This window comes from Bacillus sp. SD075 (assembly GCF_017355165.1).
In the GTDB taxonomy this organism is placed as follows: Bacteria; Bacillota; Bacilli; order Bacillales; family DSM-1321; genus Peribacillus.
Window position 1 is genome coordinate 12,566 of sequence record NZ_JADILK010000053.1, and the last position, 17,368, is coordinate 29,933.

At 39.7% G+C, this 17,368-nt stretch carries 13 protein-coding genes; 3 read left to right on the forward strand and 10 right to left on the reverse strand.

The window, feature by feature from the left end:
* Nucleotides 1-213 precede the first annotated feature (213 nt).
* From IOC57_RS22295 to eutB, 9 genes are all read right to left on the reverse strand, one after another.
* Nucleotides 214-1,695: an MFS transporter gene (locus IOC57_RS22295; protein ID WP_207440750.1), complete on the reverse strand. Its 1,482-nt coding sequence runs from the start codon at nucleotides 1,693-1,695 to the stop codon at nucleotides 214-216.
* A 495-nt stretch (nucleotides 1,696-2,190) separates the two neighbouring features.
* The gene (locus IOC57_RS22300; RefSeq protein ID WP_207440751.1) at nucleotides 2,191-3,633 is read right to left on the reverse strand and encodes an aldehyde dehydrogenase family protein; all 1,443 of its coding nucleotides are present in this window, start codon (nucleotides 3,631-3,633) and stop codon (nucleotides 2,191-2,193) included.
* A gap of 21 nt (nucleotides 3,634-3,654) precedes the next feature.
* On the reverse strand, nucleotides 3,655-4,710 hold the full coding sequence (locus IOC57_RS22305; protein WP_207440752.1) for a homoserine dehydrogenase: 1,056 nt from the start codon (nucleotides 4,708-4,710) through the stop codon (nucleotides 3,655-3,657).
* Nucleotides 4,700-5,950 (reverse strand): M20 metallopeptidase family protein, encoded by a 1,251-nt coding sequence (locus IOC57_RS22310; RefSeq protein WP_207440753.1) that lies wholly within the window; start codon nucleotides 5,948-5,950, stop codon nucleotides 4,700-4,702. Before IOC57_RS22310 ends, IOC57_RS22305 begins: the two co-directional genes overlap by 11 nt.
* 37 nt (nucleotides 5,951-5,987) lie before the next feature.
* On the reverse strand, nucleotides 5,988-7,187 hold the full coding sequence (locus IOC57_RS22315) for a cystathionine gamma-synthase family protein (RefSeq protein ID WP_207440754.1): 1,200 nt from the start codon (nucleotides 7,185-7,187) through the stop codon (nucleotides 5,988-5,990).
* A gap of 14 nt (nucleotides 7,188-7,201) precedes the next feature.
* A complete protein-coding gene (locus IOC57_RS22320; RefSeq protein WP_207440755.1) occupies nucleotides 7,202-8,206 on the reverse strand; it encodes a cyclodeaminase in 1,005 nt (334 codons plus the stop codon).
* A 25-nt stretch (nucleotides 8,207-8,231) separates the two neighbouring features.
* Nucleotides 8,232-9,419: a M24 family metallopeptidase gene (locus IOC57_RS22325; protein WP_207440756.1), complete on the reverse strand. Its 1,188-nt coding sequence runs from the start codon at nucleotides 9,417-9,419 to the stop codon at nucleotides 8,232-8,234.
* A 614-nt stretch (nucleotides 9,420-10,033) separates the two neighbouring features.
* Nucleotides 10,034-11,740, reverse strand: coding sequence for a PucR family transcriptional regulator (locus IOC57_RS22330; RefSeq protein WP_207440757.1), 1,707 nt, complete (start codon nucleotides 11,738-11,740; stop codon nucleotides 10,034-10,036).
* A gap of 189 nt (nucleotides 11,741-11,929) precedes the next feature.
* A complete protein-coding gene (gene eutB / locus IOC57_RS22335) occupies nucleotides 11,930-12,943 on the reverse strand; it encodes a hydroxyectoine utilization dehydratase EutB (RefSeq protein WP_207440758.1) in 1,014 nt (337 codons plus the stop codon).
* Nucleotides 12,944-13,447: 504 nt separating this feature from the next.
* Here eutB and IOC57_RS22340 point away from each other — a divergent pair.
* Nucleotides 13,448-14,365, forward strand: a complete 918-nt coding sequence (locus IOC57_RS22340) for an NAD(P)/FAD-dependent oxidoreductase (RefSeq protein ID WP_207440759.1) — start codon at nucleotides 13,448-13,450, stop codon at nucleotides 14,363-14,365.
* 93 nt (nucleotides 14,366-14,458) lie between these two features.
* Here IOC57_RS22340 and IOC57_RS22345 read toward each other — a convergent pair whose 3' ends face one another.
* Nucleotides 14,459-14,605, reverse strand: coding sequence for a lmo0937 family membrane protein (locus IOC57_RS22345; protein WP_207440760.1), 147 nt, complete (start codon nucleotides 14,603-14,605; stop codon nucleotides 14,459-14,461).
* Between the two features lie 266 nt (nucleotides 14,606-14,871).
* Between IOC57_RS22345 and IOC57_RS22350 the strand changes: the two genes are divergently transcribed.
* Both IOC57_RS22350 and IOC57_RS22355 read left to right on the forward strand, forming a co-directional pair.
* On the forward strand, nucleotides 14,872-15,192 hold the full coding sequence (locus IOC57_RS22350) for a YckD family protein (RefSeq protein WP_207440761.1): 321 nt from the start codon (nucleotides 14,872-14,874) through the stop codon (nucleotides 15,190-15,192).
* Nucleotides 15,193-15,359: 167 nt separating this feature from the next.
* Entirely contained in the window at nucleotides 15,360-17,333 is a 1,974-nt protein-coding gene (locus IOC57_RS22355) for a S9 family peptidase (RefSeq protein ID WP_286185115.1), read from the forward strand.
* The last annotated feature ends 35 nt before the right edge of the window (nucleotides 17,334-17,368 follow it).

Genomic DNA, 17,368 nt, shown 5'->3' on the forward strand with positions numbered 1-17,368 from the left:
TTTAGGAATGAAATTTTTGTTTACTATCATTCCCTTTTCTAAAAATGGACAGGATACGATCTCTCTCGTTAATAATTTAAGGTCCTTCCCCGATTGGATTCGGGGAAGGACCTTAAATTATTGTTATCGAAACTCTTGAATGATCCATCGCGAAAGTGATAATTAATTCTGAGTGCATCATTTATTCGGAGTATCTACATTAGAAAAGGCGACTTACCTAATATTTTTCACTTTTTCTTGTTGGATACCTGTTACCCCTTCATTACTACCATTTACTTTCTTTTCCTTCACTTCTTCCTTCCACCATAGGGCTTCATGTGGATTTTTTAATATTTCGTCAATTTCACTTGCATTTTCAACAGCTGGAAAAGAACCGCGTAACGATCTCCCCGCTGTTTCTTTTACAAAAAGGACAACAACGATAAGCCCAATTAGACAAACAGTCATCAGATAATAAGCCGGAACCATGCTATTCTTAGTTGCACTAACTAACCAAGCAACTATAAGCGGTGTTGTGCCTCCAAATATGGTGGTAGAAATATTGTAAGTAATGGCAAGTGATCCATATCGAACATTTGTAAAAAATAAGGATGGCAGCATAGCTGGGAGAGATCCCTGGAAAGCTGTCAGTAGGCACCCAAGGATAATCAATCCCAATAAGGCAATAAGGGTATTTCCTGTACCAACCATCATGAACGCTGGAATTCCAAGTAGAAGCGTACCAATTAAAGCCCCCTTTATGATGCGTTTTCCACCGATACGATCACTCCAATACCCCATGCCCAAGACAAATGGAATCATAATAATCATAACGAAAAGGATTAAAAGTAAACCTTTAGTTTCACCATAACCTAGGTCTACCGACAAATAAGAAGGCATAAAGGTGAGTACCATATACGTCATCGTGTTATAAAAAAGGACAATCCCTACACAAATTAACAACTGTTTCCAATTACTGGTGAAAATCTCTTTCAGTGATGTATGATTTTTTTCCTTTTCTGCCTTCTTCATAGCTTTGAAAGCAGGAGTTTCTTCTAAATGATTTCGAAAGTATAAGCCGATGAACCCTAATGGAGCAGCAATAAAGAAAGGTATACGCCATCCCCAGTCAATCATCGTTTCAGAGCTTAGAACAAAGGTCAACAACGTGACTAAACCTGCTCCAGCACTAAAGCCAACAAGCGTACCGACTTCTAAACCGCTCGCCATGAAACTTCGCTTTTTATCTGATGTGGATTCCACGATAAAAGTCATTGCCCCTGCATATTCCCCCCCTGTGGAAAACCCTTGTACCATCCTCGCAATCAATAATAAGATGGGAGCAGCAATGCCAATTGAACCATAGCTTGGAATGATACCAATGGCTAGAGTGGCAAGGGCCATCATAACCAATGTAATTGTTAAGACTTTTTTACGTCCAATACGATCTCCCATCATCCCAAAAAACAAACCGCCAAGAGGGCGAGCTAAAAAAGCAACAGCAAAAGTCGCAAATGCATAGATTAACTGAACAGAAGGGTCTACTTCGGGGAAGAAGACTTTCCCGATCGTAACAGCCAAATAAGAATAGAGCCCAAAGTCAAACCACTCCATAGCATTCCCAAGGGAAGTCCCTATCATGGACTGTTTAGAAAGTTTAGTATCAACAATGGTAATATCCTCTATTTTTATTTCCCCATTTTGTTTACGACTCATAACATTCCTCCTCATATTTACACGCATTTCGTCCAAAGATTCTGTACTGCCAACACAAATACATCCAAATGTAGTTTGAAGCGGTTATATAAGAGAAATTTATAATGGATATACATTATGAATGGATACTGCCGTATTAATAGGATTCATTAACTAAAGATCGCTTGAATCAATTTCGTCCTATTCATTAAATAATAGACAATTAAGTTCGTATGTTGCCAAGGAGGAGTGGAATAGAAAATTCCCAATCAAATCACATTCATTTCTTCCGGGTTAAAATCATCATTATTTTTTCCAAATTGCGGAGATTGATAAGAAGAACTTTTCCCTATTGTTCTACAAATCACTCTCCGACTTTTGATTTCATATAGTTTGCGATACATCTATTTGATTGATTCAAAAATTAAACATTTTTTATAACATGTAAATGTTAAGATATCGGCTATTAACCCCATAAATATCCTTCCCATTAATCATGGAGTGAAACGCCACAATTTAGAAGTTAGACAATTTATAACAAACGACTTTCGGTTCTGTCATTTCTTGCATAGCGAATTTAATTCCTTCTCTACCTATACCCGACCGTTTCACACCACCGAAAGGCATGGCATCAATCCGGTAGTCACTGCTATCATTAATCATAATCCCTCCAACATCTATTTGGGCAATGGCTTTTTGGGCGTTATTGATATCCTTTGTAAAAATACCTGCCTGTAAACCAAAATTAACATCATTTGACTTTTGGATGGCCGTATCAAAATCGGCAACTGGATAAAGGAGAACTACAGGACCAAAAATCTCTTCTTTTGCAACCCTGCTATCATCCGGCACATTTGTAAGCACGGTCGGAGAATAGAAAGCCCCATTACGGGTTCCTCCAGTTAGAAGCACGGCACCTTTTCCAATCGCTTCATTGACCATTCTTTCGACACGGAGGGCTTCTTTTTCAGTGATCAGCGGTCCCATATCAGTTAGTTCCGATTGTTTATTCCCCATACGATATTGGTTTGTACGTTCGACAAACGCCTGTTGAAATGTTTCCATAATACTTTCCTGTATATAAACCCGCTGGACACCCAGGCAGTTTTGGCCCGCTGCCCAAAAGGCTCCCGAAACAGTTGATTCTACGGCTTCTTTTATATCAGCATCCTCCAATACGATAACAGGCGAATTGGAACCGAGTTCCATACTGATCTTTTTTAATCCTGCTCTCCGCACAATTTCTTCCCCAGCCTCAAGTCCGCCAGTAAAGGAGATCATTCGAATAGCAGGATGTGTCACAAGAACATCCCCAATTTCACTACCGTGACCTGTTATTACGGATAATATTTTTGGAGGTAGTCCAGCTTCATCGAATGCTTCTGCTAGTAAAAGAGCGCTTAAAGGAGTGACGGTTGCTGGTTTTACTATAATGGCATTTCCGGATGCGATGGCCGGTCCTACTTTATGGGCAACCAGGTTTAATGGATCATTAAAAGGTGTGATAGCACCGATAATGCCGATTGGAACCTGAAAATAATATCCGACCCTCTTCTCGCTGCCTGGCATTTGATCAAACGGTATCGTCTCACCATGAATTCGTCTAGCTTCTTCTGCACTGATACGAAGTGTTTGAATAGCCCTATCCACTTCCTTTTTTGCTTCGCGAATTGTTTTACTTCCTTCTCTAGCAATGGTTAGCGCATATTTTTGTGCATTCTTTTCTATATAATCCGCGGCACCGTTGACAATTTTCATTCGTTGATGCACCGGCATTGTAGCAGCAAGTTTAGCACCGACTTTGGCCTCTTCAATACATTTCAACATATCCTCTGCTGAAGCGGCTGGTACTGTATCAATTAAGCTGTTATCTTGAGAATCACGAACCTCGATTGTTTTATCACCGCTCACCCAATCACCTGCAAGAAACATCTTTTTACCAGAAAGTTGAATTGTCATGCCATTACCGCCTTTCCATCATTAAATTTTCACTACTTGTCTTTTTCGTTCAATGGTAATCAAGTCAATTAAGAGGGAGAATCCAGTTTCAACTTTCCCAGCACCAGCACCGCTTAATGTCACCGGACCTAAAAGATCACATACATAGGTAATCGCATTTACCGCACCGTTTATAGAGGCAAGAGGGTCGGTTACATCAACTTTTTCCGGACAAATCGTGGCAATTATGCCTCCCTCTTCTTTACGTGCCTTTGCTAGCAGCTTCCAACGCTTTCCTTCTGACTTCGCTTCTTCAATATCCATTAAGGTGATGTCCGTAATCCCTCGACAGACAACCTCTTCTACAGTTAGAGGGACGTTCATAACATGGTTCGCTAAAATGGCAATTTTGTATCTAGCATCATAACCCTCGACATCACTGGTTGGATCAGCCTCAGCATAACCAAGATCCTGTGCCTCTTTGAGTGCTTCCTCATAAGAAACACCTTCCGTTTCCATCTTTGTTAAGATATAGTTTGTTGTTCCATTTAAAATGCCGCGTATCTCTGTTATTTCATTGCCTGCCAGGGTAGTAATGGGCATTCGCAACGCAGGTGTACCACTCATGACCGTTCCTTCAAACCCCCAGAAAACGCCTTTTTTATCAGCTAATTCAGATAACTCCTGATAGGCAAGCGCAACTGGTCCCTTATTTGTCATAACTACATTTTTCCCGCCCTCGAAAGCAGCCTTACAATGATCAATGGCAGGTTGGCCTGTTTTAACATCTGTATATGAAACTTCAATGATTGTATCCGCGTTTGTTTCACGAATCGTTTTTATGCTATCCCATCCTGTCACAAGGCCAGGTGATTGTGGATAATCTTCCAAACTGCCAGTTTCTTTTAGAACCTCTAGTACCTTATCGATATCAAGACCGTTATGATGATAGATTGAGCCTTTCTGTAGGTCGGAAATGGCTACGATGACTGCTTCAAAGCCCTCATTCTTTTTTAAGGTTTCCTTTTTATCAAGTAGGATTTCAGCTAATCCTTGACCGACAACACCAAATCCAATAAATGCTAATTTATGAGCCATGCGTTGACACCTCCAAGTTATGAACATATGGGATTTTTTTTTCGCCCTTCAAGAACTTAATAGCCGTATTTACGAGAATGGCTGTACCTATCGGCAAGCACGTTTCGTCAATATCAAAATTCGGTGTGTGCAAATCTCTTTGAACATCATCCTTTTGTGCACATCCTAGAAAAAACATGGACCCAGCCAGCTTTTGAGTCACATAGCCAAAATCTTCTCCCCCCAAGCCAAACGGGCGTTTAATAACTTGAAGTTCCGGATATAACTCGGCAATCGCTTCTCTAAACAATTGATTGACATGTTCGCTATTATATAAGGCTGGTTCTCCTCTTTTAATTTCCAATGAGTACTCACCGCCCAGATGGTCCACGATTGAAAATGCTCTTCTGATTTCCGAGGACAATACATCACGGATTTCAGGTGTATAACTGCGAATGGTGCCTTCAATTAACACCTCCGTTGGAATGATATTACTTGCAGTGCCGGCATGTATTTGACCTATGCTCACAACTGCAGCATCCAAGGCAGACACTCTTCGGGCGACTATTCCATATAGGGCCTGCATTACTGGTCCTAGCATCCAAATAGGATCTGTACCGAGCTCAGGATATGCACCATGACCGCCTGTTCCTAAAATTCTCCCTTTAAAAACATCAACATTAGCCATACTGTGCCCATCACACATTTGGATATCACCCACTGGAAGCCATGGACACATGTGAAGGGCGATTGCAGTATCCACCTTGTCATAAACACCAGCCTGTACCATGTAAGGCGAGCCAGAAATGCCCTTTTCATCGGTACTTTCCTCTGCAGGCTGAAATACAAATTTAACCGTTCCGACCAACGAACCCTTTTTAAAATAATCGGCAAGGATGGTGGCCACTCCAAGCAAAATGGCCGTATGTGCATCATGTCCGCATGCATGCATGACCCCATGGTTTTTTGAACGATAAACTTCATTGGCATTCTCTTCCACTATTGGCAAAGCATCGATGTCTGCTCGAATTGCGATTGTTGGTCCTTCACCAAATGATAGAGTACCGACCACACTTGTTTCAGTACCGATACCAGTATCTACTTTCATTCCATCCATTCTCTGTAACGTCTCGGCAATAAATTGAGAGGTCCCGAACTCATTAAAACTGAGTTCGGGATTTTGATGGAATTTTCTGCGCCATTCTACCAGTTTGTCTAACAAGCTATTTACTTGTTGAACAAGGGGATGATCATTTGACATTCACCATACACCTCACCTAATAGGAAATAGATTTCTATTAAACATGTAGAGTTGACTTTATCAGTTTAAAAGCTTGCTCAAAATCTGCAATAATGTCTTCCGAATCTTCAATCCCGCAAGAAACACGAATGAGCCCTTCAGGAATTCCCATTGCAGCACGCTCTTCTGGTGTACATTCAACATGGCTAGTTGTGCGTGCGGGTCCTACAGTTGTTTCCACTGCACCTAGATTAGCAGCTCGATGAGCAAATTGTAATTTCGGAAGAAGGTCTCTAACAGTATCTACTCCCCCCTTTACTGCAAAACTTAGCATACCGCCAAAGTCCTTCATTTGTTTTTTTGCAATATCATGATTTGGATGCGTTTCAAGACCCGGATAGTAAACGGCCTCAACCATATCTTGGGTCTGTAAGAATTCAGCAAGGGCCTTCGCATTTGAACATTGCTGACGTACACGAAGATGAAGGGTTTTCATTCCTCGCAATGTCAGATACGCTGCCATTGGATCCATTGTCGCTCCATTGATTTCTCGGTAATGATAGACCTGTTCAACAAGCTCCTGTGAACCGCATACGACTCCGCCCAATGCATCTGCGTGACCGCCAAGATATTTCGTTGCACTATGAATGACTAAATCCACTCCAAGCGAAATTGGATTTTGGTTGATTGGAGTCCCGAATGTATTATCAACGATTACAAGGGCACCAGCGTCATGGCCTGCTTTTGCCATGCGCTCAATATCCGTAATTTTAACAGTTGGATTCGTTGGTGTTTCCAGGTATAGAATCTTACAGCCTTTTGCAACTTCAGCCTCAATTTGCTCATGGTTTCCCGTTTCGCAAAGAACCACATCGATTTGCTGTCTTGGAAGGAACTCAGTAAAGATTTTATTTGTACCTCCGTATGTATCTTTAATCGATACAATGCGATCCCCTGGCAATAAGAAGGTAGACAATGTATTACTGATAGCCGCCATTCCCGTTGAGAAGCTAGTTGCCGCTTCAGCCCCTTCAAGAATTTTCAATTTGTCTTCAAATGATTGAACAGTGGGATTCGTGTTACGTCCATATATATGACCTTTTTTCTTACCAATCGCTACATCGTACCACTCATCCATATCATCATAGTTGTATGCCACGCTAAGCACGACCGGTACTTGTGTCGCACCATGTACTAAATATTCTTTTTCTCCCGCCCAGACTGCTTTAGTTCCCGTTTTAATATTTTCGAATGTCATATCATTACACCTCATTAGTTTTTTATTGTTAATTCAGCATTTTCCACGTGAATTCCTATATTTCGGTTCAACATTTCGTTATAAGCGAATAGAGCAATCGCTGTATCTTGAACACCAGTTCCAGTTAAGTCACAAACCGTAATTTGGTTTTCATGATCACGGCCCTTCACTTGTTTGGATGTTAATTGCCCGATTTCAATGATCGATGAGTCTAGAGTTAATATTCCACGATCAAGTGCGTGATGTAATTCCCCGAGCCGGGCACATTGAGCTTTTGTATCACACACAAGCTTATCCGCATGGGCTAACACTTCGGTCTCCAGTTCCTGCTTATGTTCTGCATCAGATCCCATCGCGGTTATATGAAGACCAGGGTGAAGCCATTCCGCTTTTATAATTGGCTCTTTAGATGGTGTTGTGGTTACGACCACATCACTTGAGCGCACTACCTTTTCTGCACTATCCATGACTTGGACTTGAATCCCTAATTCCGCCGACATGTCTTCCGCATATTTCTTTGCACGATCAGCTGAACGAGAATATATCAGAATTTCACTAAAGTTACGTACTAGTTTTAATGCCCTTACCTGGAACCTTGCCTGACTGCCTGCCCCAATCACCCCAACAGTTTCAATTTCTTCTCGTGAAAGGTAGTTTGCCGCAATTGCTCCCGCGGCTGCCGTTCTCACTTCGGTTAAATAACCGTTATCTAAAAGAAGCGCTTGAGGAATACCGGTTCGTGCGCTCATCAACATCATTAGTCCATTTCCGCTCGGGAGGCCCACCTTATAGTTATTAAAGAATCCAGAAGATACCTTTATCGCAAACATGTCTTTTCCTTTGATATACGCTGTTTTTACATCCACTTCCCCATCTTGATCATGAACATCTACACGCATAATCGGGGGCATCACCACTTCATCGTTTGCAAGCTTTGTAAATCCTTCTTCTACAATCGCGATTGCTTCACGATTTAACTGGACATATTGTTTAAGCTCTTGCTCCGTCAAAATAATCACAGCTGCTCCCCCCTACCTTAATGGATTAGTTTTTTGAAAGTACTTCGCCTTTGATGTACAACTGTCTTGGCAGGTTTGCAAAAGTTTCACAGCCGGTTTCTGTCACACGGATCGCTTCACTTGCTTCGAATCCGTAATTATCTAACCAAATACCCGGAATCAGATGAAATGTCATATTGGGTTGTAGAATCGTCTTATCTCCTTTGCGAATGCTTACTGTATGTTCACCCCAATCAGGAGGGTAGTTAAGCCCCATTGCATAACCAAGACGCGATTCTTTTATAATGCCACTTTTCTTTATGGTCCTTCTCCAGGTTTCCTCGATTTCTTCACACGCGATACCAGGTTTTATCATGTCGAGACAAGCATTCAGTCCTTCCACAACGACATCTGATAAGCCTTTCAATTTATCTGAAGGTTTACCTATATTAACCGTTCTTGCTAGAGGCGAGTGATAACGTTTATAACAACCTGCCAATTCTAAGATCACTGAATCCCCTGCTTTATATCGTTCATCCGTCCATGTTAAATGTGGAGTGGAGGTTTTTTCTCCGGATGGGAGCAACGGCATAATCGCTGGATAATCTCCGCCGAATTCCGGTGTTCCTGTTATCTGTGTATGGAAAATTTCCGCTGCAACATCACATTCACGGACGCCTTCATTGATTAAGTTGATTCCTGACATCATTGCTTTTTCAACAATCGACGCAGCGCGTTTAATATATTCTATTTCTAAATCAGACTTTATAAGGCGAACCCAATTTACTAAAAGCGTTGCATCTTTTAATGAGGCATTTGGCAACCCCTTTTTCAACTGCTCATAGCATTTCGCAGTGAAATAATAGTTATCCATTTCAACTCCGATGGAACGGTTATCCTGGCCAATTTGTTTTAAGATATCCGCAATAAAATCCATTGGATGTTTGATTTCGGATTGTACATAATCTTCTGGATAGGGAATGATATTTTCATTATAAAGCCACGTTGTCACCTTGGCTCCATTTGCATCCTGGCCCCTACCAATCCAAAGCGGTTGATCTTCGTCATTAATAATAACCAGCATTTGATGAACATAGAAAGTCCATCCATCATAACCGGATAAATAGTTCATATTGGCTGGATCTGTTATAAGTAATACTTCAATGCCTTGCGTAGCCATTCTTTCTTTTGTTTTACGAATTCTCTCTTTATACTCTGCTGATCCAAATGACATGGGACATTACCTCCTGCATAAATGTTGTCGTTTTTAGAACTTTTTGGAATACTTTCATGAATTTATTATAAAGGCTGAACAAATATCTATCATTCACAAAAATGTATGAAGATTCAGTAAATTTTTAGTCAAATTATCAAAGAAATGCAAACTTAATTATGAACAAAGTAAAAAAATCCTGAATGAGGGTTTTCTGATCCCTTCAACAAAGTCTCATCCATTTCAGATATAAGCAGCGGGAGAACCGCTCGGTAGTCTGAGAGCTTATTAATTTCTGAGGACCATTTCCGTCTTTTGAGCAATTCAAAAGAGAAACTGTTATGTTAAGATCCTGAAGAAATCATTCTTAAACCAAAATAAAATGACTCCCGCTCAATATGGGAGTCATCTATTAACTGTTTAAATGATTGCCTGCTTTTAGAATGGTGCTTCGCTCAAGTTACAAGGAATCCCCGAAATGAACATATAATATTAACCATTTCACCCATTTTAAAACACAGGAAATTTATTTAGTTAGTCAGAAAAGAAGGGTAAGCTTTTGATTAACAATATATATCAAGTGAGCGGGGGATTTACTAATACTCATTTCAAAAAATATTTATTTTGTGGTTCCATTATTGAAAAACGGTTTCGGATATACCCATTTTCCAAGTCTTTATGCTTAGGTCCAATAAGAATAAATCATCCGGATCAACAAGAGAAAGACCTGTCAATGATTCTATTTTTCTAAGTCTATATAATAATGATTGTCTATGTAAGTTTAACGATCTTGCCGTTTGGCTTACGTTTCCATGAAACTGGTTATACGCACTAAATGTACTAATCAGATCCATATTACGATTCTTGTCATATTGAACAAGCGGCTCAATCGTTGTCATGATAATTTCTTTCATATCTTTATTCTGAGCAAGATTTAAAAGCACTCTGTCAACTCGTGTGTTTTCATAAACCATACGATTCCCTAATCCCTTTTTACGTCTTCCAATATGTAATGCAACATTTGCATGCTTATAGCTTTCAGCAAATCCTTGAAAACCCTCAATATAGTTACCATGCCCCCAGGAAATGATAACCTCCGGAAGTAAATTTCCTAAACGCCGCTCGACAAGATCCAAGAAATTTGTAGAATTTTCATTTTCTGCTTTGAAGGGAATTTCCAGAAAAATAATTAGCTGTTCACCTTGAAATGTCAACATAGCTTCTCGTTTAAGGGATTGTGCAGCATACATAATTTCTTCTCCAATATAGTGATTCATGCTTTGAAGCCAATGCTCAAATGTATCATAATCATGTTTTCGCTTTTTAAAAAGAGCCTCAAGGTTTTCAGGCAGCCCTACAATGCAAACGTACGGAATCTTTATATTATAACCTAGTAATGTAGCTCTTGAATTTGCTTGATCACAAGAAATGAATTCCCCTTTGGCAAGCTCTTGTACAAAATCACTTCGTAAATTCATTTTAGTGGCTTCAATGGCATTTTTCCTTGAAAGCCAAAGAGCGATGGTTGTCGCTGAGTGCTCCAAAACGTTTACCCTGAACTCGGTTAAAAACGAGTCTACAGTCGTATCGGAAGGTAATAGAACAAACAGATATCCCTGCGAATGGCCGGAAACTTGTAGAACTGGAAGCTGTAATATGGTCAGATCTTCCGTTTCTATAATTTGAAATTTCTGAAACATTGGATCATGGGTGGATAGCGATGTTTCTTTTCCTGAAGGAATAATACCCTGAATAATATATTCCTTCCATTTTTTTATAAACGCTTGGCCATGACAGTTTTTTTCCAGGATGGAGCCTGACCGGTCAGTTATTATGATTGAACACCCTATATTCCTTTGAATGAACTTTGAAATATGCTTAATATCAGATTCCTTTAGTATTAACTTTAATAGCTCCTGTTGCACCTTCTCTGATTTCTCCCGTTCTTTATGCTGACTATCGTTAATCTCCTTCATGACCATTTCAATTATACTGGCAAAACGGATTTCCCATGGAATTTCAATGATCATAAAATTATGTTTATCAGCCAATTCAATGACTTCTCTGGGAATATCATAAATATACCTTCCCATAGCGATCATAAGGGCAGATGCTTCAGATTCGATAATATCCTGTACAAACACTTTTAATGATTCAACATTGTCGTTGCACCCAATCCCAGTAGTTAAAACAACCTCATTTTTACGGACAAAGTTTTCCACCGGCATCTCAATCACTGATATCCATTGAACGGTTCGTTCATTTACAAAGTCCTTTCCTGTAATGATCCTTGCATCTTCCATACTCTTGAACTTTAAAACATCCTCAACCGTTAATTTCATGCTGTCCCCCCTCAGACAATTAATGAACCACTAATTATAGAAAAGCATATTAAATAAACTCCGTCTACTAAAATTATCTAATTCGGTTCCCATTATAAGAAGGATTAAAAAATAGGAGCATACTGATATTTGAAAACCAGGAAAGTGATTTCGATCCACCCGCTCCTCCAATGCAGTGATATCTGATTTTCACTCTTTGTTTTCGAAAGAATATTGTTGAATTACCTTAAGCAACACAGAAAGATCGACATTGTTCCCACTTATAATTACAACAATATCACCATCTTTATGTTGGATTTTTTTTCCTAGGACAGCCGCGATACCAGTCGCAGCTGCACCTTCCATGATAATTCGGTGCTTATCCATCATAAAAGCCATACTATAGGCAATTTCTTTTTCGGATATGAGTAACACATCATCCATATATTGCTGAACCATTTGAAATGTATATTGATTTTCAAGCCCAATTCCACCAAGTAAGCTATCAGCGAGTGTCTCACTTTCTTCTAGCATAACTGGTTTTCTTGCTTTTAAACTTTCATGCATAACAGCAGATTTCTCCATGGAAACACCTGTCACTCTTATATCGCGACAATTGGATTTCAATGCTAAGCCAACCCCAGAGAGGAGCCCTCCCCCTGAAAGCGGAACAACCACATCCGACAGGTTAGGGAGACTCTCGATCAATTCCAAACCAATCGTTCCTTGACCAGCTATAACATAAGGATCATCGAAAGGCTGAATTACCGTTAGCCCCTTCTCTGCTTCCAGTTTACAACAGTGCTCTCCAGCAGCATCCTGACTATCACCTACTATAATTATTTGAGCTCCAAGACTTTTCAATGAATCTACCTTAGCTTTTGGCACTCGATTTGAAATGCAAACAACAGCCTGAATTCCTAATATTTTTGATACATATGCTACCGCCATCCCATGGTTACCCGTTGAGAACGTTGCAACTCCCCTTTTTTTTTCTTCTTCACTCAAGCTAAGTATTTTATTGGCAGCTCCTCTCACTTTAAAAGCTCCAACTTCATGAACATTCTCCAATTTCAAATAAACATTACGGCCGACCTTCTCAGATAAAATAGCAGAATGGATGGTTGGGGTTTCCGTTATTATAGAGGCAATTCGTTTTCTCGCTTCCCAAATATCCCGGATATTCAGTTCTTTTCTTTCTGTTGTTGCTTTTGTATGAATCATATGCCTGCCTCCCCTAATCTTTATCTTGAACTTCTTAAACACAAATAATCTTTCATCTTTCTATATTACGAACCCAACTCTACTCAGAAAATCATAAAGGACATATACATGGTCATTTCATAACCAAGTAATTTGACATCTTTAATAGCGGAATCAGGGATAACTCCATTTTCTACGATTGGAAACTGTACTGTAATCTATCTCTCCACACATTATTCTTTTAGTTTACTTTTTCTTTTTGAAATATACTATTATCCAAAATGTAAGAATTCAAAAAAAATAACTAGACATATTTAACAAAATGATAATAAGAAACAAATTTAATGGGAAAGTATTGTTTAAATGTCCAGAAAAGTCTATACCATGTTTTACGATTTTTGTTGCCGCTTTAACAGGGATATATCCATTCTATCTCTTGCAATTGTTTAAGAGCCAGCGACTAGTGGTATATTTTTTACAGATAGAATAACACTAGGTTTATCCAAACTTATGGGCGGTGAAATAATGAAACAAGCAGATTGCATTATTATTGGCGGAGGAATAGCCGGTATTCAGGCAGCCATCCAGCTCGGAAGATATAAACATGATATTATCGTCATTGATTCTGCTCAAGGTCGCTCTTCTATTGCCAAGGATTACCATAACATTCTTGGATGGCCGGATGGGGTAAGCGGCAAACAATTAAGGACGCTCGGCAGACAGCATGCTGAAAAATTCGGTGTCGAATTCTTGGACGATACAGTGACATCTCTTGAAAAAAAACAGGACAGGTTTTTTATCCAAACAAAAAATGACAGGGAATATCAAGCAAAAATGATTTTTCTTGGCACTGGCATTATCGATAACATTCCTCCAATCAAAAACATCTATCCAACCCTTGGAACTTCCACATATATATGCCCTGACTGTGATGGGTATGAGATCATGGATAAGCAAACTGTTGTCCTTGGAGGCGGAAATGCTGGTGCGGGCATGGCCCTTACTCTATTATATTGGTCAAAAGATATCATTTACGTTAATCATTTGAAATCAAAAATTGATGATGTGTATAGGGAAAAGTTAAAAGAAAATCATATTCCCGTAATCGAAGAAGAAGTTTGTGAGGTTCATGTTGATGCCAAACAACGGTTAAAGGCCATACAATTAGCATCTGGCAAAACGATTGAGGCTGAAAAGGCATTCACGGCGTTTAAAGGGAACAAACTTAATAATGGCCTAGCCTTACAATTAGGTGTGCAAGTCAATGAAAATAATCATGTCGTGATTCATCCCCGGACCAAAGAAACGAATATTAAAGGAGTCTGGGCAGGCGGCGACCTAGTTGCCCATTCCGAACAAGTGACCATTTCAATGGGGGATGGGACCCAAGCAGCGATTTGGATCCATAAGAGGCTGTTGGGACAGCCACTACCATATGATTGACGGACTAAACAAATGTAAAAGGCGACCTATCCACCAGGCCGCCTTTTACATTTGCACTTATTAACTTTCCCATCGTTAGCCTACGATACACATCTACATTCGATTCCTTCCCTTAAAAACTTTAACCAAAATGAGAATGACCGCGATGATAAGCAAGATATGTATAAAACCTGCAGCCACTTTAAAGACTAAACCAAGAACCCATAATAATATTATTAAACCAATAATTGACCAAATCATGATAATCCCCTTTCTTCCTTCTTTAAAAGACTTTTATTAATAAAAAGTTACAACAAAATTTTCCGCTTACATTTAAATTACCCATATCCTTCTGTAACAAACCCTCACCAAAATTTTTACATAAAACTGTAAATGCTGTAAATGATAATAAAGAAATAAGGAGTCTTCCGTATTGAAAACATTCAACACAAGGAAGAGACTTTCAGGTTTTAAAGTTCTACAGATCTTCATAAGGCAGAAAAAACAAAAGAAGGAGTCGTTCATCCATGAAAAAGTTTTTAGTCATCTGTTTGACAGCCTGTTCCCTATTCTTAGTCAACCTGAATCACCCAGCTGCAGAGGAAAATAAAGCAAAAACGGAAAGTGTACAACTCACTGAAGCTCAAAAAACTGAAATCGCCAAGATCCAAAAACAGATACTCGCTGACAAAAAGATATTGATAGAAAAATACGTCGAGTATGGTGCGCTTTCGAAAGAAGAAGCCGATAAAATGGTTTCACATTTTGAAAAACATTATAAAATGATGGAAGAACATAATTTCCAAATACCGCCGCACCGCCCACATGCACGACACACGCATAAGTAATTGTGAGTTTTTCCATATTAACTGATAATCCGACCTGATGAATAGGCCGGATTTTTTTCATTTCTTTCGTCCTTGATAAATAAACATTACGCGATTACCATTTACTAAAGGATTTATATTTCTCTTTAGCGAAATACTTACCTATGAGAAATGAAAGGGTGAAAAGGATGAACAAAATAGGTATAACAGCAAGAGACTTATTTCACTTGAAATCAGTGACCGATCCAAAGCTATCACCGGATGGCAGCATGGCGGTATATGTCCAGACGAGAATAGATGAAAAAACGGAAAAATACATTTCCAATCTGTTTATGTTCAGCCTGATTACGAATGAAACAAAGCAATGGACGTTTGGGGATAATCGTGATACATCACCAGCCTGGTCCCCCGACGGCAAGCATATCGCCTTTATATCAGACAGATCAGGTAAAAAACAAGTCCACATTATTGGGAGCATTGGTGGGGAAGCTCACCAGCTCACCCATTTTGTTAACGGTGTATCAAAGCCTATTTGGTCTCCTTGCTCCACTAAATTGCTGCTTTCTACCGGGTTAAAGGAGGGTGAAAACCTTAATACGGTCAAGGAAAATAATCTATCCAAAGAAGTGAATAGGTATGATCGGATTAAGTATAAATGGGATGGGAGAGGCTATTTTGATCAGTTATATCAACAGCTGGTTATAGTGGAAATTTTCAAGGGAGAATCCTCATTGCTAACGGAAAACAATATTGATCATCAGCCCAATGCATGGTCACCAGACGGTCAGCATATTGCATTCATAAGCGGGGATGCAGAAAGAAGTGATGATGAACTTTTTTCCGATGTTTTCATCATGGACCTTGAAACGAAATCTTTAGATAGGATAACGAATGGTACAGGTTTCTTTAGAGATCCGAAATGGTCTCCAAATGGCGAATATCTATCTTTCATTGGCCATAATAAGGAATTCGCCGGTGCCACCTTTTCAAATATCTGGTTATATTCCATTTTCGATCAAACGACTCAGTGTTTGACCGATGGATGGGACGTCCAAATTGGAGATTCCGCAATTGGGGATTTCCAAATCGGAGCCGTTGACCCAGGTATTTTATGGACAAACGATAGCCAAGGATTTTACTTTTTAATAAGCGATTACGGAAATACCGGAGTATATTATGGTTCTATTGAAGGGGCCATGTATCCATCAATCCTAGACCCGCAGCATATATACGGCCTGACTATAGATCCCGAAAGCCACCGTGCTGTCGTGGCCATCAGTACACCTGTTCATCCCGGGGATCTCTTTGCTTATAACCTTACCAATGGCGATAAGGAACAAATCAGTTTTGTTAATGAGGATTTTTTGAAGGATAAACATTTGTCCATGGCTGAACCCATTACCTTTCCATCTGTTGATGGACTTACCATCCACGGCTGGATCATGAGACCGACCGATTTTAATGACCATCAAAAATATCCACTCATTTTAGAAATCCACGGCGGTCCGCATATGATGTACGCCAATACCTATGTTCATGAATTCCAGTCCTTGGCTAATGAGGGGTATACTGTATTGTTCACTAACCCTCGCGGGAGTGCAGGATATGGCCAAGACTTCGTAAATGCCTGCCGGGGTGATTATGGAGGCATGGATTATAAGGACTTAATGGCTGGAGTTGATCATGTATTAACTACCTATGATTTTATAGAGCATGAAGATTTAGGGGTATGCGGAGGAAGTTATGGCGGGTTCATGACAAATTGGATCATCGGACATACTAACCGCTTCAAGGCAGCTGTGGCTCAGCGTTGCATTAGTAACTGGCTGAGTTTTTATGGGGTTAGCGACATTGGCTATTATTTTACAGAGTGGGAAGTAGGCGGCGATATCGTTAACTCCTCTGAAAAGTTATGGCAGCACTCTCCTTTAAAGTATGTTTCCAATGTGAATACCCCTTTACTCTTACTTCACGGTGAAAAGGATTTCCGTTGTCCCATTGAACAGAGCGAGCAATTTTTTGTCGCTTTAAAACGGCAAAATAAAGAAGCGGTACTTGTTACCTTCCCAGATGAAACTCATGAGGTATCCAGAAGCGGATCTCCAAAAATGCGTCTGCAACATGTCGAGGAAATAAAAGGATGGTTCAATAAGTATCTTTAAAAACAAAAACTCTGTTAGCAAAAGCTAACAGAGTC